Below are 24,439 nucleotides of genomic sequence, written 5' to 3' on the forward strand. Positions count from 1 at the left end.
GACAAAAAAGTGACTGTTGCGCCAGAAAAAACCGCGGTCCTGATCGGTGCCGGAATGGTTGCCGGAACCCATGTCGCGGCCATCGCGGCCGGGGCATCGGTGCGCCTCAAGGCTGTTTGCAGCCGCACGATGGCCCGCGCACAGGCGCTGGCCGATGAGGCGTCAAAAAGGACCGGGTATCCGGTAGCCGCCCTGACCGATATTGGCGACGTCGCCGCCGACCCTGAAGTGGACTTTGCCATCATCCTCACGCCGCCGGATGCGCGAATTGATCCGATCCGCCAACTTGCGGCGGCGGGCAAGCATATCCTTGTCGAAAAGCCGATGGGGCGCACCGCAAACGAGGCGCGTGAGGCTGTTGCGATCTGTCGGGCCGCAGGGGTGACGCTTGGCGTGGTGTTCCAGCATCGGATGCGCGCCGCCTCGCGGGCGGCGGCGCATCGCATTGCATCGGGTGATCTGGGTGCGCTGGGCCTTGTGGAAATGGCGGTGCCGTGGTGGCGCGCGCAAAGTTATTACGACGAACCGGGTCGGGGCACCTATGCCCGCGATGGTGGTGGCGTTCTGATCAGCCAGGCAATCCACACGATCGACTTGGCCCTGAGCCTTGCCGGACCGGTCACATCGGTGCGCGCGATGGCCGCAACGACCCGTTTTCACCAGATGGAATCCGAGGATTTCGCGGTCGCCGGGCTGACCTTTGCCAATGGCGCGGTCGGAGCGATGGTCGCCAGCACGGCAAGTTTCCCCGGCGGCGCCGAATCCATCACCCTGCATTTTGAACAGGCCAGTCTGCATCTGGCTTCGGGCCAACTGGTGACGCGCTGGCGCGACGGGCGCGCCGAGACCGAGGGCGCCGTTGGCGGCACCGGCGGCGGGGCCGACCCGATGGCGTTCACTCATGAATGGCACCAAGCCATCATCGAAGATTTCGCCGCAGCACTGAGCGAGGGGCGCGACCCAATAGTGAGCGGCGCGGCGGCGCTGCCCGCCCATGACCTGATTGATGCAACCATCCGCTCTGCCCAAAGCGGCCAGATCGAGGGAATAGACCCATGACTGCGCCCCTGCGCTTTGCCGCCATCGGCATTGACCATCGTCATATTTATGGCATGGCGGCCAACCTGATTGCCGCCGGTGCCGATTTTGCCGGTTGGTGGACCCAAGGACATCCCAACACCGAAGACGGCTTTGTCGCACGATTTCCCGATGTGCCCCGTGCCGCCAGCGCCGAAGACCTGCTGTCGGATCCGACCATCGGGTTGATTGTCCTGTCGGGCATCCCGCGTGATCGCGCCGCATGGGCGGTGCAGGCGATGGCGGCAGGTAAGGACGTGCTTAGCGACAAGCCGGGCTGCACGACTTCAGCGCAGTTGAAAACGATCCGCGCTTCGGTGGCGCGCACGGGTCGCATCTGGTCGGTCAATTTTTCGGAACGGTTCGAGGTTCCCGCCGCGACCCGCGCCGCAGAACTGGTGGCAGAGGGCGCAATCGGCAGGGTTATCCAGACATTGGGCATCGGCCCGCATCGGCTTAATCGCGCAACGCGCCCCGATTGGTTCTTTGACCGCGCGGCTTATGGCGGGATCCTGACCGATATCGCAAGTCACCAGATCGACCAGTTCCTGTTCTTTACCGGGTCGACCAGCGCCGAAGTGACACTGGCGCAGGTTGCCAATTACGCCAATCCCGATGATCCCGGGTTGCAGGACTTTGGCGAAATTGCCCTCAAGGGTGACCGGGGGCATGGCTATATTCGTGTGGATTGGTATACGCCCGATGCGCTGCCGACCTGGGGTGACGGACGCCTGACCATCCTTGGCACCGAAGGCTATATCGAGCTGCGCAAATACGTCGATATCGGCCACGCGGGCACCGACCATCTGATCCTTGTCAACGGCACCCGGTGCGAAAGGATTGATGCCTCGGACGCGGGGTTGCCATTTTTCGCGCGCCTTATCAATGACATACGCGACCGGACCGAGACTGCTATGACCCAAGCCCACGTCTTTCAGGTCTGCGACCTTGCCTTGCGCGCGCAGAGCATGGCCGAAGGTCTGGGCGAATGATCCGTGTTGCCATCGTCGGGGCCGGGATCGGGGCCGAACATCTTGCCGGGTATCGCGCCTTGCCGGACCGTTTTGCGGTGACAACCCTTTGCGATCTGGACACGGACCGCGCCCGCAAGGCAACGGCGGGCGATCCCGCAATTGCCCTGACCGGTGACCTTGATGCGGTGCTGGCCGATCCGGATGTCGACCTTGTGGATGTCTGCCTGCCGCCGCATCTGCATTTTCCGGTGTCCACAAAAGTGCTGGCGGCCCGCAAGCACGTAATCTGCGAAAAACCCATCGTGCGTTCCTTGTCCGAGGCGGATCAACTGGCGGCGGCAGCCACAGCGGCTGACCGGCAGGTTTTTCCGGTGTTCCAGTATCGCTATGGCCGGTCGGTTGCGCAGCTTGAAGCGCTGATTGCGGCGGGCCTTGCGGGCAAGGCATATGCTGCCAGTCTTGAAACGCACTGGAATCGCGATGCCGCTTATTACAGCGTGCCGTGGCGTGGCACCTGGAAGGGGGAATCGGGGGGCGCGCTTCTTGGGCATGCGATCCACGCCCATGACCTGTTGTGCCATATCATGGGGCCGGTCGCCGAAGTCGCGGCCTTTGCTGACACACGGGTCAATGCCATCGAAACCGAAGATTGCGCGGCACTTGCCCTGCGGATGGCCAGTGGCGCACTTGCGACAAGTTCGGTGACACTTGGCGCGGGGAATGATACGACTCGACTGCGGTTTTGCTTTGAAGGATTCACCGCCGAAAGCGGCGCCGCACCCTATGCCCCCGCACAGGACCGCTGGCATTTCATTGCACGCGGGGTGGGGCAGGATCAAATCGACGCGGTTTTGGCCGCAACACCGGATAGCCATGCAGGTTTTGCCGGTTATCTTGACGCGGTGGCCGACGCGATCAAGGGCAGCGACCCAAGACGGGCGGTCACCTTGGCCGAAGGCAGACGCTCGATTGAACTGGTATCTGCCATCTACGCATCTATCCGCCGCGCAACGCCGGTCGCGCTACCACTTGAACCGGACGACGAGATTTACAAAGGTTGGTTATCCGCACAATCGTGAGGGAGCCAACAAATCAAATCAGGAAACAAGGGAGGAACCTGAAAAATGAGAAACCAAATTATGAAGACCGGTGCTATCGCGCTGGGTCTGGGCCTTGCGGCAGGTGCCGTATCGGCGCAGGAAATCCGCTTTATGTGCTATTCGGACGGAAATGAATGCGACGTCTATGACGATCTGCTAAACCAGTTCGAAGCAGAAAACGCCGGTGTCGATGTGATTGTCGATGTGGTGCCCTATCAGGCGATCCTTGAAAACCTGCCGGTCCAGCTTGCCGCGGGCACGGGCCCCGATCTGGCCAAGGTGACAGACCTTGGCGGGTTGAACGAATACTACCTTGATCTGACGCCTTACGTTGACACTGCCTATTGGGATGCGTCCTTTGGCGGCACGCTTGATTGGTATCGCGTCGGCGACCGTCAGGGGTACTATGGGCTGCACACCCAACTGACCATCACCGGACCGTTCGTGAACGCGACCCTTTTCGAACAAGCCGGAGTGGACATGCCCGGTGCAGGTGCCACATGGGATGACTGGGCCGAGGCAAGCCGTGCAGTGGCCGCCGCCACGGATGCAGATTTCCCCATGGCGATTGACCGCTCCGGGCACCGCGTGGCCGGACCTGCAATTTCCTATGGCGCACAATACTTTGACGCCGACGGCAACGGGTCGTTCGAGGGCTTTGGCCCGTTTGCCGAGCAATTCGTCGCGTGGAACGAAGACGGCACGATGGCGCGCGATGTCTGGGCCAGCCAGGGTGGCGCAACCTATGCAGACGCGGCGCAAGAGTTCATCAACGGCGAGGTCGTGTTCTACTATTCGGGTTCGTGGCAAGTTGGCCGGATGGACGAACAGGTCGGTGACTTTTTCGACTGGAAGGTCGTCGGCTCGCCCTGTGGTCCGGCCGGTGCTTGTTCTGGTATGCCCGGCGGTGCTGGGGTGGTCGGGTTTGAACAGACGGAAAACCCCGAAATCGTTGCCAAGCTGATCGATTTCCTCGCCCGCGAAGAAATCTATGCAGACGCTTCGGCCCGCACCCGCAACCTGCCCGCCCACCTGGGTGTCGCAGCCAAGGGGGTGGCGTTTGAAAATGCCTCGCCAGCGGCGCAAGCGGCGCTGAACGCCTTTGCCGGTGATCTGCCAAACGTGTCGCCAATTGCGTTCGCCTATCAGGGCTACGCCGGGAACCGGGCGATGTTCGGGATCACCGTCGAGCGGCTGAGCCAGGCAATCGTCGGCGAGCTTTCGGTCGAAGACGCGCTCGCGCGCATGTCGGATGACCTTGCGGCGGCAATGGCCGAAACCGAATAGCGTTGCCTTGCCCCTCGCGGTCTTTGGGTCGCGGGGGGCCCAACCTTGAGGGAGCGCTGCTGATGCTTGCCATTATCACACCGATCATGCGGATCATCGAGGTGCCCATGTCTGCGCTACAGCGGATTTTGGGGATGAAACGCATCGCTTGGGTCTTTCTGGCACCGAACCTTATTCTGTTCGGCGTCTTTGCCTTTTTGCCGGTGATCCTGAACATGTTTTATTCGGTGACGGGCGGTGACAACGTGCTGCTGAGCGCGCGCCCCAACGTCGGTATGCGCAATTTTGCGGCCTTTGCCGATTGCGGCAATTTCCTTGATCCAAACAGCTGCCGCGAAGACAAGTTCTGGCGCGCGATCTGGAACACAAGCTGGTTCGTAACTCTTCAGGTCGGGATCATGGTCGCCTTTTCGCTTTTGACCGCAATCATCCTGAATCGCGACATTCGTGCGCGCGGCTTTTTCCGCTCGGTTTTCTTTTTTCCGGTGCTGTTGTCGCCGGTCGTTGTTGCGCTGATCTGGAAGTGGATCCTGCAACGCGAAGGCGTGTTGAACGCCTTTCTCGACTGGACCGGCATCGGCGGCGTGAACTGGCTTGTGGACGCCCAATGGGCCTTTGGCTGGTCGGTCTTTATTTCGGTTTGGGCGCATATGGGGTTTTACACGCTGATCCTGCTGGCCGGGCTGCAAGCAATCCCGCGCGATGTTTACGAGGCCGCGACGATGGACCGCGCCAGTCCCTGGCGCACCTTTCGCCGCATCACGCTGCCCCTGCTGGCACCAACCATGCTGGTTGTTTTCGTGCTTGCCTTGATCAAGGGCGTGCAGACCTTCGACGAGGTCTATGCCTTTACCGGCGGTGGCCCCGGCACCGCGACAACCCTGATCATCCAGTATATCTATGAACGCGGCTTTGCCGGCACCCCCAGATTGTTCGGCTTTGCGGCTGCGGCTTCGCTTTTGGTGGCGGTGGTTCTGGTGCTTTTGACACTTGTGCAGCTTTGGGCCAACCGGAGAAATGTCGATGGCTAATTCAAAATCCGCCAGCAGGGTCGGCATCTGGGGCTTTCTGAGCGCGACCCGCGGCAGGGATCGGCTGCACTGGACCGACTGGGTAAGCTATGGCTACCTGTGCCTCGGCGTCCTGCTGATGTTCGGGCCGGTGGTCTGGCTGGTCCTGTCCAGCTTTAAGGATCAGAACGAACTGGACCGGTTTCCGCCGCGGTTTCTGCCCTATGCGCAGGAAACGATCGATGTGCCGGGCTTTGACGCTCCGCTGCCCGCATTTGAAGTGATTGCGGGGGACTTGCAGGGGCAGATCGTCGGCCAGACCCGCCGCGCCGCCGGTCGCTCTGAAGTGATCCTGCCCGCCAATCCCGACGAACGCATCCGCCTGACAACCGATCAGTTGCGCCCCCTCGAAGGCGTGGCCTTTGCGACCGAAAACTATACCGAGCTATTCGGGCGCTTCAACTTTTTGCAGTTCTTCTGGAACTCGACCTTTATCACGGTCGTGTCGACGCTGATCATGCTGACCGTGAACTCTATGGCCGCTTTTGCGCTGTCAAAATACGAATTCCGCGGACGCACGGCTGTGCTTTTGTTGGTGATCGGCACGTTGATGATTCCGCTGACGGTCGTGCTTGTGCCGCTGTTCCTGATCGTGACCAAGCTTGGCATGTTCAATTCAGTCTGGGGCGTGATCATACCCGGCGCGGCAACGCCGACGGGTGTCTTTCTGCTTCGGCAATACATGATCACCATCCCTGATGAAATCCTCGAGGCGGCGCGGATGGACAAGGCCTCGGAGTGGAAGATTTACTGGCGCATCATCGTTCCGCTGTCGGCACCCGCCATCGCTGTGCTTGCGATCCTTGCGATCATGTGGCGCTGGAATGATTTTCTGTGGCCGCTGATTGTTCTGACGCGCAGCGAAAATTTCACGCTGCAACTTGCCCTGAACTCGTTTCAGGGTGAGCTTCAGACCGATTGGCCAAGTCTTTTGGCGATGACCGTGTTGACGCTTTTGCCAATCGCCGCCGTGTTCATGTTCCTGCAGAAATATATCGCGACCGGTATCGCGTCGACGGGCGGCAAATGATGCACCAACCAGATCGACAGGAAGGAAACCCAAATGGCACGAGTTGAGCTGCGGGACGTGCGCAAGTCCTATGGCAACGTGGAGGTTATCAAGGGTATTGATCTTGATATTCAGCATGGGGATTTCTGCGTTTTTGTCGGGCCTTCGGGCTGTGGCAAGTCCACGCTGTTGCGCATGATTTCCGGGCTGGAACCGATCACGGGCGGCGACATCGTGATTGGCGACGAAGTGGTGAACGCCATTCCTGCCGCCGACCGTGGCTTGGCGATGGTGTTCCAGTCCTACGCGCTTTATCCGCATATGACGGTACGCCAAAACCTGTCCTTCGGCCTTGAGAATATCAACATGGCCAAGGCCGAGATTGCTGCCAAGGTCGATCAGGTGGCGGCCATGCTCAAGATTGACATGCTGCTGGATCGGCGGCCAAAGGATCTTTCGGGCGGGCAGCGGCAGCGGGTCGCGATTGGCCGCGCGATCGTGCGCGAACCGCGCGTCTACCTTTTTGACGAACCCCTTTCGAACCTTGATGCCGAATTGCGGGTCGATATGCGCGGCGAAATTACCGCGCTGCATCGCAGGCTTGAAAACACGATGATCTATGTGACCCACGATCAGATCGAAGCCATGACGATGGCCGACAAGATTGCGGTGCTGCGGGCGGGGCGACTGGAACAATTCGGCTCTCCGCTTGATCTTTATAACCGCCCCGGCAACCTGTTTGTCGCGGGCTTTATCGGTTCACCCAAGATGAACTTCATGACCGGACGGGTGTCGCGCGGCGATCAACCGATGCTGGAGCTGGAAACAGGGGAGCAGATCGCGCTGCCAACCGCCGGTTTTGCAACCCATCCTGGCCAGTCTGTCACGCTTGGTATTCGGCCAAATCACATGGGCGTCGATTCTGATGGACCTGTGAAAATGGACGTGCGCAGCGTCGAACAATTGGGCGGAGAATCCTATATCTACGGTGCATTGCAGAACGGCAACTCCATGACCCTGCATTTCCCCGGTCAAGTTGGCGCACATATCGGCGACACGCTGACCATCGCCTTGCGGCTTGATGAAATTCACCTTTTCGATACCGAAAGCGGCATCGCGTTGCGCCAGGAATAAGGACGAACGGTCATGAAACAGACCTGGCGCTGGTTCGGTCCGGCTGATGAAATCAGCATCGCCGAGATACGACAGACCGGCGCCACCGGCATCGTTTCCGCACTGCACCACATCGCGCCCGGCGCGCTTTGGACGCCCCAAGACATCGCGCAGCGCAAGCGCGAAATCGAAGGACCGCCCGACACGCCAAGCGGGCTGACATGGGATGTGATCGAAAGCCTGCCGGTTTCCGAGGCGATCAAGACCCAAGCTGCGGGCTGGCAGGACCATCTGTCGGCGTGGTGCGAAAGCCTGCACAATATCGCCGCTGCCGGGATCAATGTGGTCTGTTATAACTTCATGCCGGTGCTTGACTGGACACGCACCGATCTTGCGGCGCGACAGCCTCATGGTGGTACGGCGATGGCCTTTGACCTGGTGGATTTTGCCGTTTTTGACCTGCACCTGCTGGCGCGCAAAGGGGCCGACCATGATTATTCCGACACGATCCGGGAGGTTGCGCAAAAGCGCCTTTCCCAACTTGACGATCGCGCGCGCCGCGCCCTTGTCGACAATATCGTTGCCGGTCTGCCCGGGGCCAATGACCGCTGGACGCTGGACGATGTGCGCGCGCATCTTGGCTCCTATCACGGGATAACGCCGGACAGATTGCGCCAGAACCTGATCGACTTTCTGTCCATCGTCGCGCCCGAGGCTGAACAGCTTGGGCTGCGCCTGTGCTGTCATCCGGATGATCCGCCGTTTGCGCTGCTGGGCCTACCGCGCGTGATGTCCACAACCGAGGATTATGCAGCAGTTCTGTCTGCGGTGGATGTGCCAGCCAACGGCGCGACGCTTTGCACCGGTTCGCTGGGTGTTGCGCATGGGTTTGATCCGGTGGAATTTGTTGATCGGCTTGGCGCGCGTATCCACTTTGTTCACCTGCGCAACACGCGGCGGTCAGGTCCGCATGACGCGCCGCGGGTCAGCTTTCATGAATCCGAGCATCTGGATGGGGATACGGACATGGTGGCGACCATCGCCGCCCTCTTGGCCGAGGAGGGGCGCCGCAGGGATGCGGGGCGCCCAGACGCTGAAATTCCGATGCGGCCCGATCACGGGCATGCGTTGTTATCAGATTTCGACCGGCCCATGATGCCCGGTTACCCGCTGATCGGGCGTCTGCGCGGGTTGGCAGAATTGCGTGGCGTGATGGTGGCCCTTTCGCAGATCACACCGCATCGGTGATCCTGTGATACTGCGCGCCCGTTACGGCAACTTGACGGCCTGACCGGTGCGCGCGCTTTCTTGTGCCGCTAGCCCAATCGCGACGGCCATCGCACCATCGAGCAGATCGACCTCGACCGTGCCTTGCCCGCGCACCACGGCATTGAACTTCATGTGCTGGTAATAGGTTGAACCATTGTGATCGCCGGCCTCAAGCAACGTCGGATCCACCGGAATTTCGCGCAGCTCCGGCCCCTTTGGGTGGCGCGGACTGACAACCAGTTGTGGCACGGGCGCAGGCCCCAGACGCGCGGGCCAGAACCGGCCGGGGCCGGGGACGAAACATTCGATCTTGCCTTCGGGGCCAACTGCGGAAATTTCCTCTTGATAGCGGCTGCCCTCGGCAAACATGCACAGTTCCAGCATGGCACGCGCGCCACTGGCAAAATCGACAATGACATAACCGTGGTCCCAGATATCGGGCACGGCGCCGTCATAACTTTCGTCAAGATGGTTTACGGCCTGTCCGGCGCTGGCCATGACACGCACCGGATCAGAGCCCAAGACATGGCGCATCAAATCAAAGAAGTGGCAGCATTTTTCCACCAAGGTGCCGCCGGAATTTCGGTTAAACCGGTTCCAGTCGCCGATCTTGGGCAGAAAGGGAAAGCGGTGTTCGCGGATCGTCAGCATCTGGACGCCGCCGGTTGCCGTCGCGGCCTGCGCAATCAGGGCCGCAACGGGGGGCATATAGCGATATTCCATCGCGACCCAGACCGGGGCAGGGTAGGTGGCGCGGAAATCTGCGATCCATACCGCCTGCGCCGGGTCAGTATAAAGTGGCTTTTCGCACAGGATCGGCAGCGCGCGGCCATGCGCTGCGATTTGCTGCAATTGCGGAACATGCAGGTGGTTGGGGCTGACAATCACCAGCGCATCCAGTTCGGCGTGGTCAAGCAGGGCGGCGAGGCTGCCCGCCACCAGCGCCCCGCCCGCCTGCGCGGCAGCCGCCTGCGCCAGTTCCGGCACCGGATCAAAGACCACGCTGACGCGCGCGCCCGGCACCAGCGCAATATTGCGGATGTGTTCGCCGCCCATCATGCCGCAGCCGATCAGCCCGTAGTTTACCCTGTCCGTCATTGTTAGACCCTGCCCATGCGTGAGACGTATGCGGCCCGTTCACTGTCGAACCATGTTCTGGAAAATTCGACCGCTTGGGCGTTTTGCGAGTGCGAGACCCGTTCGATGTAGCCAGCCACCTGGCCCCGCGCCATGTGGAACCCGGTCGGGGCCCAATCGGGAATCGGGGCAATTCCCACGCGGTCCTGAACCCGCGCGATGACCAGCCCCAGCTGGGTCCGATAGAAATGATACAGGCTTTCGCTCAGGTCGCTGACGGCCAGTTTCGGCGTCTGGTCACCATCAAGCCAGACTTCCTCGAGAGCGACGACGTCACCATCAAGCCTGCGCAAACGGCGGATGCGGTGGCCCTCTGCGCTGGCACCAAAATCGGGCGCGGTGGCGGGCTTTGCAAGCCGGTCCACCGTCAAGGCTTCCGCCGTGGGCATGCCCCCGCCGCCGACTTTTTCGAGCCGAAAAAACGTATACAGCGAAGCCACGTCGGGCCTGTGCCTGACGTAGTTTCCCGACCCTTGGATACGTTCAAGCAGGTTTTTCTCAGCAAGCTCAGCCAACGATTTGCGCAGCGTGCCGACAGAAATGCCCAGCCCCCTGGCAAACGTGCGCTCAGGCGGTAGCCGCGCCCCGTCAGCCAGTTGGCCGGCAGCGATCCGGCGGATCAGCATTTCGCTGACCTGGATGTATTTCGGCAGTGCGCCGGGGTGCGAGGGTTCGTTCATACGTGTCGGCCTTCAATCCCGAATGCGCCAAATTGATACACCATTGATGCACGTGATTTCAGATGCTAGCAAGGGGGTGAAAATAGCATGGAAAAGGGGATTACGATGGCAGATGCAACGCAGGTGGTCCCCGTCACATCGGCTGATCTGGATGCAGCCGAGGTTTCGTGGTTTTCGGCGCTCTGTTCGGATGATTATGCGTATCTTGGTGTGCCCGATGGCACCCTGCGCTCAAGCTGGGAACATTGCCGCGACATCGCGCTTGAGGCCGAAAAGCAGGGCTTTCGCAATATTCTTGCCCCATCGTCCTATCAGGTCGGGCAAGACACGCTGTCCTTCGTGGCAGGCATGGCCGCGCTGACCAAGGACATCAATTTTCTGGCCGCGATCCGCTGCGGCGAGATGCAGCCGATCATGCTGGCGCGCACCATCGCGACGCTGGATCACATGCTTAGGGGGCGGCTGACGTTGAACGTGATCAGCAGCGATTTCCCGGGCGAAGTGGCCGAAAGCAAGTTCCGTTACAAGCGCAGCCACGAGGTTGTGGAAATCCTGCGTCAGGCCTGGACCCGCGACGAGATCAACCACGACGGCGAGGTCTACCAGTTCAAGGGTGTGCCGACGGACCCCGCGCGCCCCTATCAGCAGAACGGCGGGCCGCTGTTGTATTTCGGCGGCTACAGCCCCGATGCCCTGGAGCTTTGCGGCGCGCAATGTGACGTCTACCTGATGTGGCCTGAACCCAAGGACCAGATCGCCCAGCGGATGCGCGATGTTCACGCCCGCGCCGCCGCGCATGGGCGCACGCTTGATTACGGGCTGCGCGTTCATATGATCGTGCGCGACACCGAGGCCGAGGCCAAGGAATACGCCGAACATCTGGTTAGCAAGCTGGATGATGAATATGGCCGCGTGATCCGCGACCGCGCCCATGACAGCATCAGCCTTGGTGTTGCCCATCAGGCCAAGGCGCGCGAACTGGCCGATAAATTCGGCTATGTCGAACCGCATCTGTGGACCGGTGTGGGGCGCGCGCGCTCGGGCTGCGGTGCCGCCCTTGTCGGGTCGACCGATCAGGTGATGTCGGAAATCGAAACCTATCAGAAAATGGGTATTCGGGCCTTCATCTTTTCCGGTTATCCGCATATCGACGAGGCGCAGCATTTCGGCAAACGCGTGCTGCCGCATCTGAAAACCTGTTCGCTGCCACATGCCTATGGGCGGGTGCCTGCGACCACTCCGGCCACACCTTTGGGCACTGGCGAAAGGCGCTAAATGGACCGTATTTCCCTTACCTCTGATCTGTCGTTGTCACGCATCGTTTATGGCATGTGGCGGTTGGGCGATGACGTTGACACGTCGGCGGCCCATGTCCGCGCCAAAATCGACGCCTGCCTTGATCAGGGCATCACGACGATGGATCAGGCCGACATCTATGGCGGCTACATGGCCGAGGAAATTCTGGGTGCGGCCCTGACGCCCGCCCTGCGCGACAAGATCGAGATTGTGACAAAATGCGATATCGTCGCCCCGGCCGGTCGTTACGGCGATGCCCGCGTCAAATACTACGACACCAGCCGTGCGCATATCATGGCGTCGGTCGATCATTCGCTGCGGCTGATGGGGATTGATCACATCGACCTGCTGTTGATCCACCGCCCCGACCCGCTGATGGACCACCTTGAGACCGGGGCCGCGCTTGATGAACTGGTGCGCGCGGGCAAGGTCCGCGCGGTGGGAGTATCGAATTTCCGCCCGTGGGATTGGGAGCTGCTGCAATCGGCGATGAAAGTGCCGCTGGTCACCAACCAGATTGAACTGAGCCTGCAAGCCCATCAGCCCTTTACCAACGGCGACCTGGCCTTTCATCAGCGCCAGTCCCAGCCGGTCATGGCCTGGTCGCCCTTGGGTGGCGGCGCGTTGATGGCTGGGGCCAATCAGGCGCTGTCTGATACCTTGGCGCGACTTGCAGCGGAAAATGGCGTGGATCGGGCAGCGGTGGCGGTGGCGTGGCTTCTGGCCCATCCTGCGCGCATTCTGCCGGTCATGGGCACCAACACCCTGGCCCGCATTGCGACCCTGTCGGATGCATTCAAGGTGCGCATGGACCGCGAAACCTGGTTCGAGCTTTATACAGCCGCCCTTGGGCACGAGGTCGCCTGACCCGCGCTGCACCCATCGCATTTGGTGCGGTCTATGACATCGACGCAGGCGGGGCTTCTTTTGCCCCGGTCATAAAGGCCACGGCGTCTGACATCGTGTAGTCCTTGGGGTCGATCACGCATAGGCGTTTGCCCAAACGGTGCACATGAATGCGGTCAGCGACCTCGAACACATGGGGCATGTTGTGGCTGATCAGGATAATCGGGATCCCGCGCGAGCGCACATCAAGGATCAGTTCCAGCACGCGCCGCGATTCCTTGACGCCAAGCGCGGCCGTTGGTTCATCCAGAATGATCACCTTGGAGCCGAACGCCGCAGCGCGGGCGACGGCGACACCCTGACGTTGACCACCTGACAGGGTTTCGACCGCCTGGTTGATATTCTGGATCGTCATCAGACCCAGTTCGGAAAGTTTGTCGCGCGCCACCTGTTCCATCTTCTTGCGATCCAGCTGGCGCAGGAATGTTCCGCGAAAACCGGGTTTGCGCAGTTCGCGCCCCATGAACATGTTGTCGGCAATCGACAGGGCGGGCGACATGGCAAGGGTCTGGTAAACCGTTTCGATCCCTTCCTTGCGCGCGTCGGTGGGCGATGTGAAATGCACCTGTTGGCCATCCAGGAACACCTCGCCCGCGTCCGGCATCACCGCGCCCGACACCGCCTTGATGAGCGTGGATTTCCCCGCCCCGTTGTCGCCGATCACCGCAAGGATTTCACCGGGGTAAAGATCAAAGTCGCAGTGATCGAGAGCGGTGACCCTGCCGTAGCGTTTGACCAACCCGCGGCCTTTCAAAATCGGTTCCACCGCGCCATTGGGCGTGTTTCCAGTCAGGGTCATGCTGATACCTTTCTGATCCATTGGTCTACGGCGACGGCGCCGATGATAAGCGCGCCGATCAGCAGGAACGTCCACTGGGCGTCTGCACCCGCAAGGCGCAGCCCAAGGGTGAATACCCCGACGATCAGCGCTCCAAACAGTGGCCCCATGATCGACCCGCGTCCGCCGAAAAGGGAGATGCCGCCGATCACCACAGCCGTGATGCTTTCGATATTGAGAAGCTGGCCGGACGTGGGGCTGACCGATCCGATCCGCCCGATCAAGGCCCAGCCTGCGATGGCGCAGATAAAGCCGGTGACGGCATAGACCGAAATCAGCGTGCCCCTTACGTTCACGCCTGACAATTGCGCCGCTTCCGGGTCATCGCCCACGGCATAGATGTGGCGGCCCCATGCGGTCTGGCTCAGGATATAGGCGAGGATCGCAAAGATCAGGACCATCGCGATCACGCCATAGGTAAAGGTCGCTCCGCCGCGCCCGTCAGCATCCGCACCGATCTTGAAGGTCGTGCCAAGCAGTTGCAAAAGCGGGGCATCGGCCTCGATTTCCTGACTGCGGATCGTTTCGTTGGCGGAATAGAGAAAGTTGGCGGCCAGAACGATTTGCCACATGCCCAGTGTCACGATGAAAGGCGGCAGTCTCATCGCCGCAACCAGCCAGCCATTGATCGCCCCGATCAGCGTGCCAAAGGCCAAACCGCTGACCACCGCGATTTCCACGGGCACACCATAGCGAAAGGTGAATTGCCCCATGATGACACTGGACAATACGGCGATTGCCCCGACGCTGAGGTCAATACCGGCGGTCAGAATGACAAGGCTTTGTGCCGCCGCGACGATCCCGACGATCTGCACCTGTTGCAGGATCAGCGTCAGCGCGAAGGGCGAAAAGAACTTGGTGCCCAGAAGCGCGCCGAAAATAATGATCGAGGCGACCAGAACAAACAGCGGAACGAGGGCGGGATTGACGTGCAACGCATGCTGCACCCGGGCCAGAACGCCTTTGCGGTCGTCCTCGAAATGCGCGACCGCCTCGGCAGAGCCTGTTTTTACGACAGATTCATAATCATCATTCTTGTCAGACATGTCGCCCCTCCGCGTTTTGCTTGGCTGCCATCCATGCATAAGCCTAGCGTATTTCTTGTAACGAAGGGCGGGAATTTCCCGCCCTCCATTCTGATATCAGATGTGATGGGTTTAGCCCCAGCACAGCTCCGTGCCTTCGGCGACAGAAATGCTTTCGACACCTCCGGCAGGCTGATCGGTGACAAGGGCCACGCCGGTGTCAAAGAAATCCTTGCCGGGGGTGTTTTCGGGCAGGGTGCCATCGGCGGCGAAGGCGGCAATCGCCTCGATACCAAGGGCGGCCATGCGCAGCGGATACTGCTGTGAAGTTGCGCCGATCACGCCGTCCGCGATGTTTTGCACACCCGGGCAGCCACCGTCGACAGACACGATCAACACGTCGTTTTCGCGGCCGATGGATTTCAGCGCCTCGTAGGCACCCGCGGCGGCAGGTTCGTTGATCGTATAGACCACGTTGATGGTTGGATCGACAGCCAGCAGATTTTCCATCGCGGTGCGCCCGCCTTCTTCGTTGCCTGCGGTGACGTCGTTGCCGACGATACGCGGATCATCTTCGTCGCCGTTCACGTTTGGATCCGCAAGGTCGATGCCAAAGCCCTGAAGGAAGCCCTGATCGCGCAGCACGCCAACGGTTGGCTGGCTGACGGCCAGATCAAGCATGGCGATACGGGCACTTGCCGCATCATCGCCCAACGTCGCCGCGGCCCATTGGCCGATCAGTTCACCGGCCAGGAAGTTGTCGGTCGCAAAGGTCGCATCCGCCGCGTCGGTCGGTTCGAGCGGTGTATCAAGCGCGATGACCAGCAGGCCAGCCTCGCGGGCCTGGGTCACGGCACCGACGATGGATGATGTGTCGGACGCGGTGATCAGGATGCCGGACGCGCCGTCGGCGATGCATGTCTCGATCGCGGCCACTTGCGTTTCGTGATCGCCGTCGATCTTGCCCGCATAAGAGCGCAGCGTGATGCCCGCCTCGGCGGCGGCTGCTTCGGCGCCTTCGCGCATCTTGACGAAGAAGGGGTTGGTGTCGGTCTTGGTGATCAGGCAGGCCGAGACGCCGTGGCTTTCGGCCATGACGGAACCGGCGGAAGTGATGGCGGCAAGCGCCGTCCCAATAAGCAATTTCTTCATGATGTCCTCCCAGAACAAAATATGGCAGGGCCTCCACCCCGCGCGTTCAACGGCCAGCAATGCCCGCCGTTCCACCTTAGAAGGCACGATTCGCTGGGGGATGTCAATTAATTAGTTAACTTTCTTTATTAAATGGAATGGGCTATGTATTAACATGGAGGAGGATTCTAAGTTGCGCGCATGGATGACGGGTTAGTCAGATCAATCAGCTCGGGGCTGAGCCAGAAAGGCGTTCGCGATCACAACGAACGTTTACTGCTTTCGCTTGTGCAGCGTCACGGGGCATTGCCCGGCAGCGATCTGGCGAAACGCGCGGGCTTATCGCCACCAACGGTATCAAGCATTCTGCGCCGGCTCGAGGCCGAAGGGCTGCTTGAACGTGGCGATCCGGTCCGCGGCAAAGTCGGAAAACCCTCTATTCCCATGCGTTTGGCTGCCGATGGGGCGTTTTCCTATGGCCTCAAGATCGGGCGGCGATCTGCCGAACTTGTGCTGATTGACCTCAGGGGTGATCTGCGCCACGAGCGTCAGTTGACCTATGAAACGCCCTTGCCCGACCAGATCTTCGACTTTGTTGAAACAGGCGTCCACAGTATCGCGGAAAACCTGACGCTCAAGCAAGCCAGCCGGATTTGCGGGCTTGGCGTCGCCGCCCCCTTCGAGATGTGGAACTGGCCGCAGAATCAGGCAGGGGCGGATAGCGCGTTTGAAACTTGGCGCGATGTCGACCTGCGGACGATCCTGCAAGAGCGTTCGGGTCAGCCGGTCTCGCTCATGAATGATGCAACGGCGGCTTGCCAGGCCGAACACACATACGGGCGCGGTCGTGAATTTCGCGACTACGCCTATTTCTTCGTGGGCGCATATGTCGGGGGGGCATCGCCCTTAACAATGCGGTCTATGAAGGGCGGCAGGGCAACGCGGGCGCACTTGGATCGCTGCGCAGTATCGGCCCGAACGGCGAAAGCATGCAACTGGTGGACATGGCCTCTATTCACCAGCTTGAACTGCGCCTGCGTGAAGTAGACCTTGATCCGCGCCAGTTGTGGGACAACCCCGAAAGCTGGCACGACCTGTCGCGCTACGTTGATCCGTGGATCGGTCAGACCGCGCAGGAGCTGGCCAAGGCGGCGCTGTCGACCTGTTCGGTGATTGATTTCGAGGCGGTGCTGATTGACGGGGCCTTCCCTGAAACCGTGCGCGAGAAACTGGTCACACGGGTGCGCCGCTATGTCATCACCCAAGACACGCGCGGCCTGATCCCGCCACGGATCGAAGCGGGCAGTATCGGCCGCAAGGCCCGCGCCATCGGCGCGGCAACGCGCCCCATCAGCGCCCTGTTCATGTTAAACCCTTCGCTGAATTGAAGGTGCGGCGCGGCAAAACGTCGACCCCAGCGGGCGGCGGGGCCGTTCTAACAGGGTCACTTAGGGGAAGCGCTGGCTGGGATGGTAGGAACCCCAGCCGACCGTTAGCGTTCTTCGGCTTAGTCAACGGAGGTGGCCGATTGGGGCAGTGGGTGGGGCATTGCTGGGGCGGTTTGGCCCTCGTTAGAGGTGGTGCGAGTGGTGGCGAGAGTAGGAGCATTGCGACGGGCGGATTGGGGGCGAGCGCCAGCGAAGGTGTTGGAGCGAAGCGATGGCCCTTGGTGGAGGTGGGGGGCGGTGTGGTGAGTGTGAGTGGTAGCGGGTGTTGCAGGTGGAACGGGTGCGGCAGGAAGAGGGTGGCAACAGACGGTGCCACGGTTGCTCTCGGGTGTTCCCTAACAGCTAACCCTCGGGCGAGGCGATCAACCGATGTGTCTGGGGTGTGGCAGTCAGGAGACCTGGGAGGTGTGGGGGCGGACATTGGCGGTGTGGGGGTGGTGTTGAGCGGTGAAGGGGCGGGAAGGGCGGAAATCGGACTTTCGCTGCGAATGCGGACTGGATTGGACAACTTGTAGAGAGCGGACACTCAGGGCTGCGTCTGGACGCTGAATTATGTGCTGAGCCTTGACTTCAATTCGTTGAACTTTGCGATCTGGCGGACATAAATACTCTTCGCTTGTTTTCTGAGAATACGCGCACCAGAATAATCACCAGCTCGACAGATCATCCGATGTGCCCTTAGAAAAAGAAAGGTCTCTGCACCTGGGTGAGAACGGCAGTTTTCAATATTCTTCGTGTAGGTTCTTAGATAGCTCTGTGAAACTTGTTGCTGTTCTGTCGAGTTTGTTAAGCGTTTGACGGATGGATTTCGGTTTAGTCGCACGGCATCCATACGGAGGTAGTGCGGGTCGAATCCCTGCCCAATCAAACGGCAACAGAAATCAGTATCCTCATCAATGATTTGGTCTGGTGAGCTACCCCCCGAAATTCGGACACTGACGTAAGCTACGATTTGTTGTCTGCTGATCTTCGACGAGAAGGAGATCAGAGATGTCGAAACGGAAGCAGCATGCGCCTGAGTTCAAGGCGAAGGTGGCGCTTGAGGCGCTGAAGGGTGAGCAGACGGTGGCCGAGCTGGCGAGCCGGTTCGGGGTTCATCCGACGATGATCCACGGCTGGAAGAAAGCCTTGCTGGAAGGCGCATCCGGCGTGTTCGAGCGCGGCGGCAAACAGGCACCCGGGATTGACGAAGAGCAACTGAAAGAGTTGCACGCCAAGATCGGGGAGTTGGCAGTGGCCAATGATTTTTTGTCCAGAAAGCTCAAGCCGTGGACCGGCAAGTGAGGCGAAAGATGATCGAGCCGGGCAATCCCGGGCTGTCGATGTCCGTCGTCAGGGTTTTTGGAACCAATGGCAGCTTAAACTAAGTGAGAGTTTGGCTCATCTGGTTGGTTTCATTATGCGGCGTGCTGTCGGTGATGCAAGCGCCGCGCTTCGAGTGTCTTTCGTTTGATCCTTTCCCTTTGTTTTAGAATGGCTTTGTCACGGCCAAAGTAGACGTCGGCGGGTGTGACGTTGTTGATGCTCTCGTGATACCGCTGATGATTGTAGTGGTCGACGAAGGCTTCGATTTGAGCTTCAAGATCACCCGGCAGGAAGTAGTTTTCCAGCAGGATGCGGTTCTTTAAAGTCTGATGCCAACGCTCGATCTTGCCTTGGGTTTGCGGATGGTATGGCGCGCCGCGAGAATGCTTCATGCCTTTGTCCTGCAACCATTCCGCCAGATCTCCAGAGACGTAACTCGATCCGTTGTCGCTGAGCAGACGTGGCTTGTGAACGACGTGAACTTGGTCGCAGCCGGATGCTTGCAATGCGAGGTCAAGCGTATCGGTAACGTCTTCAGCCCGCATGTTGGTGCAGAGCTTCCAGGAGACGATGTAGCGGCTGTAGTCGTCGAGGACAGTGCTGAGATAGAACCAACCCCATCCCAGAACCTTGATGTAGGTGAAGTCTGTTTGCCAAAGCTGGTTGATCGCAGTTGTTTTGTCTTTGAACTCGCTGGCTGCCTTGATGACGATGAAGGCCGGGCTAGTGATTAGATCATGCGCCTTTAGCACCCGATACACTGTGGATTCTGAGACAAAATAGCGCTCCTGATCCGTGAACGTCACCGCCAACTCGCGCGGTGACAGTTCCGTTTCCTGCAAGGCGAAGTCGACAACCTTGCGCTTCACCTCGTCAGGCACGCGGTTCCAAACGTGCTTGGGCTTGGGGGATTGATCCTGCAATCCGGCCTCACCGCGCTGCAGGTACCGATCGTACCAACGGTAGAACGTCGTGCGTGGGATACCCAGCTTGGCCAGTGTCAGACGCGCCGACAGATGGCTGCCCTCAACCAAACGAATGATCTCCAGCTTCTCTGATGCAGGATACCTCATTCGTGGTCGCCCCCATCGCCTGTCATGCTTTTTTGAGAAGACGCAATTCGAGCGTCTGTTCCGCGACAACCTCTTTGAGATCCTTGGCCTCACGGCGCAGTTCTTTGACCTCATCGGTGTTTGCAGCCCGCGCAGTGTCGCCTGCCAGACGCCGCTTACCGGCTTCCATGAAGTCCTTGGACCACTTGTAGTAAATGCCTTGCGATATGCCTTCACGGCGGCACAGCTCTGCAATGCTGTCCTCGCCACGCAGCCCATCCAGTACGATCCTGATCTTCTCTTCGGATGAATAATGCTTGCGCGTGGCGCGCTTGATGTCTTTGACGATCTTCTCGCCAGGGCTCTTCGTTGTCTTTCTCATCGTCCACTCCTCAGTGGCTACGATGAGCAACAAACACTCTCTTAGCAAATACGCCTAATTGGACCCATAAGCGCTGACGTCAGACAGAGAGTGGCTCGCCGGAATAGTGGTTTGGGTTGTCTTTTTGGGCTTGCTATCGATTCCCTATATTCGAGCTGTAGCGGCATTGGTGGTCTCTGTTCTTTGGGGAGCCCTCACTGGCGGCATCGCTATTGAGGTTTTTGAGCTTGCTGGTAGCGCACTAGGTGTAGTCGGGTTCTTGGCGTTTATCATTTCGCTTAGCATTCATTTCAGTTTCATTACGTGGTCAAAAGACATGGACGCCAAGGATTCCTCGACCCCGACTAGCGCTAGTGATGAACAATTCGCTGGCGCTGACGAAAAAGAATGTCCTGTCTGTGCCGAGTGGATCAAGAAAAAAGCGGTAAAGTGCCGTTACTGTGGCCACGACTTTCGTGATGGAGCATAGTGCGGTCCTAGAGCTGGTTTTCGTATCGATGGTTTCGGTTGAGGTCTTAACGAGCGCAGGCGAAAAATTAGAAACGATTGGATGGAAGCGAACTGATGAGCACTATTTGCCTTTGCGGGTGCGGAGAACAGACCAAAGGCGGCAAGTTTCGACCGGGTCACGATCAAAAGCTGCGCGCTGCAATAGAGGATGCCGCTGGGGGATTGGAGAGCCTTCGCGTTATCGTCGAAGAGCATCTTGGCCGAAGCATCTCTGTAACACCATCGAGACAGAGCTCGCGTAAAAGCTGACTCACATGAGTAAACGCATGTTTCAGAAGGCAACCGTTCCGGGCACGAAGAAGCCTACTAAGCGACCAAGCAATGCGCCTGACAAGAATTCTGTCCATACTGGATTATCATTGAAAGACCGGACGGTCAGAGTTAGAATTTCTGACGAGACATTCGGGCCGAAGCACACAATAGGAAGCCTCATGAGAAATCTGCTACCTGCCGGGTCAATGCTGCTGCTGATATCTTGCTCTCCATCCGCCCCGGTCGTTGACTTTGCATCCGAAAACGTAATTGCAATCAGATATAGTGCATTTGACAGCGTTGTAACTCTGACCGCAGAGGCTCGTGAAATGGCTGTTCAGCACTGCGCGAGATACGGTAGGTTCGCTAACTACAAAGGCGGCAATTCGGTTAATGAGTTATCGGCTGAAGAAATACATCAGTTTGCATGTGAGAGGACTAAGACCGATGATAGCGCAGTGATTGCCGCACAATCCCAGCGTCCCTCATATGTCGCAATTCCGACTTATGACGCTCCTCGGCAAACGAGTTGCACTACCGTTGGGGTATCGACCAACTGCTACTCATACTAAATACTGGGAACCCTTAGGGTGCTGGAATTGGCCTGAGGCATGTTCAATCCTTTTCGGTGATTTTGCGCGCCACTCACACTCACCACACCGCCCCCCACCTCCACCAAGGGCCATCGCTTCGCTCCAACACCTTCGCTGGCGCTCGCCCCCAATCCGCCCGTCGCAATGCTCCTACTCTCGCCACCACTCGCACCACCTCTAACGAGGGCCAAACCGCCCCAGCAATGCCCCACCCACTGCCCCAATCGGCCACCTCCGTTGACTAAGCCGAAGAACGCTAACGGTCGGCTGGGGTTCCTACCATCCCAGCCAGCCATTTCTGCATATGTTTGACAGTGTGACGGTGCCCTGAAGGTGTCGGAATGCCCCAGTTACTGCCCCAGATGTGCTGCCCGCTAGACGCTGTCCTGAGGGTTGGGCAGGAGTAGAAGAGAAGAGCGATTGTGTCTCCCCTCTCTCTCAGAACCGGCTCTCGCATGTAGCGGGTGTAGCGGGTGTCGCCAGGTGCCGCGTGTTAATGGGACGCGTTGGGCCCCTACCACGGGCTAGAGCAGGTTGTAGTCCACCCCGTTCGCCCAGAAGTCCCAGTCGTCTCGCTTATTGTCAGCCGCCGACCCTTCAACGAGATGTGAGGGGTTCACACAGCGCTCGTTATGGCAGCGATGTCGGATCACGGTTCTCTCGGTCAGGACAGCACGATTGACCACACAGTAGACGAGACGCGCGGAGGCCACCTGACGCCCTCTAAAGCGTGTCTTCGGGCGCTTCTGAGTGGCGAGCAACCGGCACCCATTCTCATCCTCAACAGACCGCTCTAGGAGGATAAACGGCCTAGGTTTCGGCGACGCCCTATAAATCCGACCCGATCTTCGATTATATCACGCAATTACAGTGACTTACGCCTCTTTCAAGGCCGCTTCAGGCTTCCAGGGCACGCTATAGAAGAGAGTGCAGATAATTTAGCCGACGTTTCCGCCTCATATTTAACATCACATCAGCACTTCTTCGCGAGGCACGAAACCCATTATTCGGCTGAATAAATGGTAAATCAATGAATCATAAAACCAACGAAGGAACTGACAATAATCAAGCAATAATCAACGAGCTGGCAGCGGCTTACGGACAGCAGTTCGTCAGGAAGGACAGTAAGTTCTTCGATGTCGCTCACCTCAATACCGCGCTCTCTAGAAATGACGTCGAAATGATGGTGTTGAACCGCATTCAGGAGGAGTTTCCGGACGTGACGCTGACCAACCCCATCCTAAGAGGTGTATTTGATCTTCTTATCGTCTCTCGTCATCCCGATCGAAATCGAAGCATTCAGGTATGGAACGGTGCTTCCTCGTGCCTACCCGGCCAGTCCGACCAGCTTGTTTCAGAGCGCGGAGCGGTGAGCATCAACACGTGGACGGTGCCGCGCTATCGCAGCCTAAGGGTCAACGCAGCCGACTTCGGGATAGTCGGTGACTTCCTCGACTTCATTTTTCAGCAGGAGGTGGAGAAGGAGTTGTTCTTAGACTGGTTGTCCTGGTGCCTTCAGAATGAAGGCCAGAAACCAACGTGGGCTCCTTTCCTCTACTCTAAGAGCAAGGGAACAGGCAAAAGCACCCTGTGCCGCATCATGGCTGAAGTCTTCGGGCACGAGAACACTTCTGTTCAGAACAACCTCGATAAGCTCACGCAGCAATTCAACGCGACGGTCCTGCGCAGCAAGTTGGTTATTTCGGAGGAAACCCACCTTAAGCAGGGGTCCGTCAAGGGCAACTCAGTAAAGACATACATCACTGATGCCCACGTCCTCGTCGAGCAGAAGGGCAAGGAGGCTGTCAGAGAACGGAATGTGACTTGCTTCGCCTTCACTTCGAATTTCGCTCCGACATGGATGGAAGAAGGCGAGAGGCGCTATGCTGTCTTCGAGCTTGAGCATGATGGACGTTCCGGCGGTCCGAGTGCGATGGAGTTTTCTGCGCAAGTAGGAGAGGTCCATGCCTTTCTAGACGATCCTGAGAATGTCGCCCGGCTTTACAATGCGCTGATTCAACGCAAGCAGGCGGAGGCGTTCAATGCGAAGAGCCTGAATATCGAAGCCTATGCCACCCCAATCATGAAGCGGATGGCCCAGAATAGCCGCCAGACAGTGTTGGAGCAGGTTGAACAACTACTCAACGAATCCGGTGCCGTGGTGGTGCCTCAGAGCACCCTAGTTGATCGCCTGACTCGCGTCCTTCATGTCCCTTCCAACCAGACACGCCACCTGATGGATGAGCTAGGATGGAGCAAGTGTAGCGTGAAATGGGGAGGAGAAGATTATGCGCGTGTTCTCTGGGTGAAGCCCGGGTTCATGGTCGATCGAGGCAGGATTTACGGTCCTGAGTTCGACGACGTGAAGATTTCTGAATACCTGGCTCGCGTTCCGGCGACCAATGCTTTCGCTGAAATGGAGCTGGTTCTATGAGTTGTTCCGACTTCGTATACCACGATGACAGCGAAGAATGGTCTCTCAATGTCATCAATAACCACTATGAGGAGGCCCGTTCGCGGGTCTCTTCCCTCCTAGAGCGGTCTGTTGAGGATGAGAATGGGTGCCGGTTGCTCGCCACTCAGAAGCGCCCGAAGACACGCTTTAGAGGGCGTCAGGTGGCCTCCGCGCGTCTCGTCTACTGTGTGGTCAATCGTGCTGTCCTGACCGAGAGAACCGTGATCCGACATCGCTGCCATAACGAGCGCTGTGTGAACCCCTCACATCTCGTTGAAGGGTCGGCGGCTGACAATAAGCGAGACGACTGGGACTTCTGGGCGAACGGGGTGGACTACAACCTGCTCTAGCCCGTGGTAGGGGCCCAACGCGTCCCATTAACACGCGGCACCTGGCGACACCCGCTACACCCGCTACATGCGAGAGCCGGTTCTGAGAGAGAGGGGAGACACAATCGCTCTTCTCTTCTACTCCTGCCCAACCCTCAGGACAGCGTCTAGCGGGCAGCACATCTGGGGCAGTAACTGGGG

General features: G+C 59.1%; 23 protein-coding genes. 16 read left to right on the forward strand and 7 right to left on the reverse strand.

Annotated features, from left to right (window positions below; translation table 11 throughout):
• Positions 1 to 9 precede the first annotated feature (9 nt).
• The 8 genes from FTO60_RS03125 (at position 10) to uxuA (ending at position 8,878) form a co-directional block, all read left to right on the forward strand.
• Positions 10 to 1,059: a Gfo/Idh/MocA family protein gene (locus tag FTO60_RS03125; protein ID WP_254696875.1), complete on the forward strand. Its 1,050-nt coding sequence runs from the start codon at positions 10 to 12 to the stop codon at positions 1,057 to 1,059.
• Positions 1,056 to 2,069, forward strand: a complete 1,014-nt coding sequence (locus FTO60_RS03130) for a Gfo/Idh/MocA family protein (protein WP_148054605.1) — start codon at positions 1,056 to 1,058, stop codon at positions 2,067 to 2,069. The genes FTO60_RS03125 and FTO60_RS03130 overlap by 4 nt, the downstream gene beginning before the upstream one ends.
• A complete protein-coding gene (locus FTO60_RS03135) occupies positions 2,066 to 3,130 on the forward strand; it encodes a Gfo/Idh/MocA family protein (protein WP_148054606.1) in 1,065 nt (354 codons plus the stop codon). The genes FTO60_RS03130 and FTO60_RS03135 overlap by 4 nt, the downstream gene beginning before the upstream one ends.
• A gap of 45 nt (positions 3,131 to 3,175) precedes the next feature.
• Entirely contained in the window at positions 3,176 to 4,438 is a 1,263-nt protein-coding gene (locus FTO60_RS03140) for an ABC transporter substrate-binding protein (RefSeq protein ID WP_148054607.1), read from the forward strand.
• 62 nt (positions 4,439 to 4,500) lie between these two features.
• Positions 4,501 to 5,469, forward strand: a complete 969-nt coding sequence (locus tag FTO60_RS03145) for a carbohydrate ABC transporter permease (protein ID WP_148054608.1) — start codon at positions 4,501 to 4,503, stop codon at positions 5,467 to 5,469.
• Positions 5,462 to 6,538 (forward strand): carbohydrate ABC transporter permease, encoded by a 1,077-nt coding sequence (locus tag FTO60_RS03150; RefSeq protein ID WP_148054609.1) that lies wholly within the window; start codon positions 5,462 to 5,464, stop codon positions 6,536 to 6,538. The genes FTO60_RS03145 and FTO60_RS03150 overlap by 8 nt, the downstream gene beginning before the upstream one ends.
• Before the next feature lie 33 nt (positions 6,539 to 6,571).
• A complete protein-coding gene (locus FTO60_RS03155; RefSeq protein WP_148054610.1) occupies positions 6,572 to 7,651 on the forward strand; it encodes an ABC transporter ATP-binding protein in 1,080 nt (359 codons plus the stop codon).
• Between the two features lie 12 nt (positions 7,652 to 7,663).
• Positions 7,664 to 8,878, forward strand: a complete 1,215-nt coding sequence (gene uxuA, locus FTO60_RS03160) for a mannonate dehydratase (RefSeq protein ID WP_148054611.1) — start codon at positions 7,664 to 7,666, stop codon at positions 8,876 to 8,878.
• 21 nt (positions 8,879 to 8,899) lie between these two features.
• Here uxuA and FTO60_RS03165 read toward each other — a convergent pair whose 3' ends face one another.
• Both FTO60_RS03165 and FTO60_RS03170 read right to left on the reverse strand, forming a co-directional pair.
• Positions 8,900 to 9,997, reverse strand: coding sequence for a Gfo/Idh/MocA family protein (locus FTO60_RS03165; protein ID WP_148054612.1), 1,098 nt, complete (start codon positions 9,995 to 9,997; stop codon positions 8,900 to 8,902).
• Between the two features lie 2 nt (positions 9,998 to 9,999).
• Positions 10,000 to 10,716: a GntR family transcriptional regulator gene (locus FTO60_RS03170; protein ID WP_148054613.1), complete on the reverse strand. Its 717-nt coding sequence runs from the start codon at positions 10,714 to 10,716 to the stop codon at positions 10,000 to 10,002.
• A gap of 105 nt (positions 10,717 to 10,821) precedes the next feature.
• On the opposite strand from FTO60_RS03170, the gene FTO60_RS03175 reads away from it, so the two are divergent.
• The gene (locus FTO60_RS03175; protein WP_148054614.1) at positions 10,822 to 11,991 is read left to right on the forward strand and encodes an LLM class flavin-dependent oxidoreductase; all 1,170 of its coding nucleotides are present in this window, start codon (positions 10,822 to 10,824) and stop codon (positions 11,989 to 11,991) included.
• The gene (locus FTO60_RS03180) at positions 11,992 to 12,879 is read left to right on the forward strand and encodes an aldo/keto reductase family oxidoreductase (RefSeq protein WP_148054615.1); all 888 of its coding nucleotides are present in this window, start codon (positions 11,992 to 11,994) and stop codon (positions 12,877 to 12,879) included.
• A gap of 31 nt (positions 12,880 to 12,910) precedes the next feature.
• Here FTO60_RS03180 and FTO60_RS03185 read toward each other — a convergent pair whose 3' ends face one another.
• From FTO60_RS03185 to FTO60_RS03195, 3 genes are all read right to left on the reverse strand, one after another.
• A complete protein-coding gene (locus tag FTO60_RS03185; RefSeq protein WP_148057027.1) occupies positions 12,911 to 13,684 on the reverse strand; it encodes an ATP-binding cassette domain-containing protein in 774 nt (257 codons plus the stop codon).
• Positions 13,685 to 13,713: 29 nt separating this feature from the next.
• Positions 13,714 to 14,802: an ABC transporter permease gene (locus FTO60_RS03190; RefSeq protein WP_148054616.1), complete on the reverse strand. Its 1,089-nt coding sequence runs from the start codon at positions 14,800 to 14,802 to the stop codon at positions 13,714 to 13,716.
• A gap of 111 nt (positions 14,803 to 14,913) precedes the next feature.
• On the reverse strand, positions 14,914 to 15,933 hold the full coding sequence (locus tag FTO60_RS03195; RefSeq protein WP_148054617.1) for a sugar ABC transporter substrate-binding protein: 1,020 nt from the start codon (positions 15,931 to 15,933) through the stop codon (positions 14,914 to 14,916).
• Between the two features lie 180 nt (positions 15,934 to 16,113).
• On the opposite strand from FTO60_RS03195, the gene FTO60_RS03200 reads away from it, so the two are divergent.
• The 3 genes from FTO60_RS03200 (at position 16,114) to FTO60_RS03205 (ending at position 18,644) form a co-directional block, all read left to right on the forward strand.
• A complete protein-coding gene (locus tag FTO60_RS03200; RefSeq protein ID WP_368074258.1) occupies positions 16,114 to 16,959 on the forward strand; it encodes an ROK family protein in 846 nt (281 codons plus the stop codon).
• Positions 16,917 to 17,300 (forward strand): hypothetical protein, encoded by a 384-nt coding sequence (locus tag FTO60_RS18010; RefSeq protein ID WP_368074259.1) that lies wholly within the window; start codon positions 16,917 to 16,919, stop codon positions 17,298 to 17,300. Before FTO60_RS03200 ends, FTO60_RS18010 begins: the two co-directional genes overlap by 43 nt.
• Before the next feature lie 1,050 nt (positions 17,301 to 18,350).
• Positions 18,351 to 18,644 (forward strand): transposase, encoded by a 294-nt coding sequence (locus FTO60_RS03205; protein WP_148054618.1) that lies wholly within the window; start codon positions 18,351 to 18,353, stop codon positions 18,642 to 18,644.
• 113 nt (positions 18,645 to 18,757) lie between these two features.
• Here FTO60_RS03205 and FTO60_RS03210 read toward each other — a convergent pair.
• Positions 18,758 to 20,099, reverse strand: a protein-coding gene (locus tag FTO60_RS03210; RefSeq protein WP_148054619.1) for an IS3 family transposase whose coding sequence is annotated in 2 segments (ribosomal slippage) — positions 18,758 to 19,772 and positions 19,771 to 20,099 — 1,344 coding nt in all. Because the reading frame shifts where the segments join, the coding sequence is not laid out codon by codon here.
• Positions 20,100 to 20,229: 130 nt separating this feature from the next.
• Between FTO60_RS03210 and FTO60_RS17585 the strand changes: the two genes are divergently transcribed.
• Positions 20,230 to 20,568 (forward strand): hypothetical protein, encoded by a 339-nt coding sequence (locus FTO60_RS17585; RefSeq protein WP_172623787.1) that lies wholly within the window; start codon positions 20,230 to 20,232, stop codon positions 20,566 to 20,568.
• 1,410 nt (positions 20,569 to 21,978) lie between these two features.
• Here the strand turns inward: FTO60_RS17585 and FTO60_RS18015 are convergent.
• The gene (locus FTO60_RS18015; protein ID WP_172623788.1) at positions 21,979 to 22,167 is read right to left on the reverse strand and encodes an HNH endonuclease; all 189 of its coding nucleotides are present in this window, start codon (positions 22,165 to 22,167) and stop codon (positions 21,979 to 21,981) included.
• A 317-nt stretch (positions 22,168 to 22,484) separates the two neighbouring features.
• Here FTO60_RS18015 and FTO60_RS03220 point away from each other — a divergent pair, with 317 nt between their 5' ends.
• Both FTO60_RS03220 and FTO60_RS18020 read left to right on the forward strand, forming a co-directional pair.
• Entirely contained in the window at positions 22,485 to 23,888 is a 1,404-nt protein-coding gene (locus tag FTO60_RS03220; RefSeq protein ID WP_148054620.1) for a primase-helicase family protein, read from the forward strand.
• Positions 23,885 to 24,259: an HNH endonuclease gene (locus FTO60_RS18020; RefSeq protein ID WP_148054621.1), complete on the forward strand. Its 375-nt coding sequence runs from the start codon at positions 23,885 to 23,887 to the stop codon at positions 24,257 to 24,259. Before FTO60_RS03220 ends, FTO60_RS18020 begins: the two co-directional genes overlap by 4 nt.
• Positions 24,260 to 24,439 lie beyond the last annotated feature (180 nt).

The organism is Octadecabacter sp. SW4 (assembly GCF_008065155.1).
GTDB lineage: Bacteria > Pseudomonadota > Alphaproteobacteria > Rhodobacterales > Rhodobacteraceae > SW4.

Bases quoted from the DNA above. Each gene is read 5' to 3' on its own strand.
- FTO60_RS03220 (WP_148054620.1), top strand. From the start codon at position 22,485: ATGAATCATAAAACCAACGAAGGAACTGACAATAATCAAGCAATAATC.
- FTO60_RS03175 (WP_148054614.1), top strand. From the start codon at position 10,822: ATGGCAGATGCAACGCAGGTGGTCCCCGTCACATCGGCTGATCTGGAT.
- FTO60_RS18010 (WP_368074259.1), top strand. From the start codon at position 16,917: ATGGCCTCTATTCACCAGCTTGAACTGCGCCTGCGTGAAGTAGACCTT.
- FTO60_RS03195 (WP_148054617.1), bottom strand. From the start codon at position 15,933: ATGAAGAAATTGCTTATTGGGACGGCGCTTGCCGCCATCACTTCCGCC.
- FTO60_RS03130 (WP_148054605.1), top strand. From the start codon at position 1,056: ATGACTGCGCCCCTGCGCTTTGCCGCCATCGGCATTGACCATCGTCAT.
- FTO60_RS03190 (WP_148054616.1), bottom strand. From the start codon at position 14,802: ATGTCTGACAAGAATGATGATTATGAATCTGTCGTAAAAACAGGCTCT.
- FTO60_RS03140 (WP_148054607.1), top strand. From the start codon at position 3,176: ATGAGAAACCAAATTATGAAGACCGGTGCTATCGCGCTGGGTCTGGGC.
- uxuA (WP_148054611.1), top strand. From the start codon at position 7,664: ATGAAACAGACCTGGCGCTGGTTCGGTCCGGCTGATGAAATCAGCATC.
- FTO60_RS18020 (WP_148054621.1), top strand. From the start codon at position 23,885: ATGAGTTGTTCCGACTTCGTATACCACGATGACAGCGAAGAATGGTCT.
- FTO60_RS03205 (WP_148054618.1), top strand. From the start codon at position 18,351: ATGTCGAAACGGAAGCAGCATGCGCCTGAGTTCAAGGCGAAGGTGGCG.
- FTO60_RS03155 (WP_148054610.1), top strand. From the start codon at position 6,572: ATGGCACGAGTTGAGCTGCGGGACGTGCGCAAGTCCTATGGCAACGTG.
- FTO60_RS03145 (WP_148054608.1), top strand. From the start codon at position 4,501: ATGCTTGCCATTATCACACCGATCATGCGGATCATCGAGGTGCCCATG.
- FTO60_RS03180 (WP_148054615.1), top strand. From the start codon at position 11,992: ATGGACCGTATTTCCCTTACCTCTGATCTGTCGTTGTCACGCATCGTT.
- FTO60_RS03150 (WP_148054609.1), top strand. From the start codon at position 5,462: ATGGCTAATTCAAAATCCGCCAGCAGGGTCGGCATCTGGGGCTTTCTG.
- FTO60_RS03165 (WP_148054612.1), bottom strand. From the start codon at position 9,997: ATGACGGACAGGGTAAACTACGGGCTGATCGGCTGCGGCATGATGGGC.
- FTO60_RS03135 (WP_148054606.1), top strand. From the start codon at position 2,066: ATGATCCGTGTTGCCATCGTCGGGGCCGGGATCGGGGCCGAACATCTT.
- FTO60_RS03170 (WP_148054613.1), bottom strand. From the start codon at position 10,716: ATGAACGAACCCTCGCACCCCGGCGCACTGCCGAAATACATCCAGGTC.
- FTO60_RS03200 (WP_368074258.1), top strand. From the start codon at position 16,114: ATGGATGACGGGTTAGTCAGATCAATCAGCTCGGGGCTGAGCCAGAAA.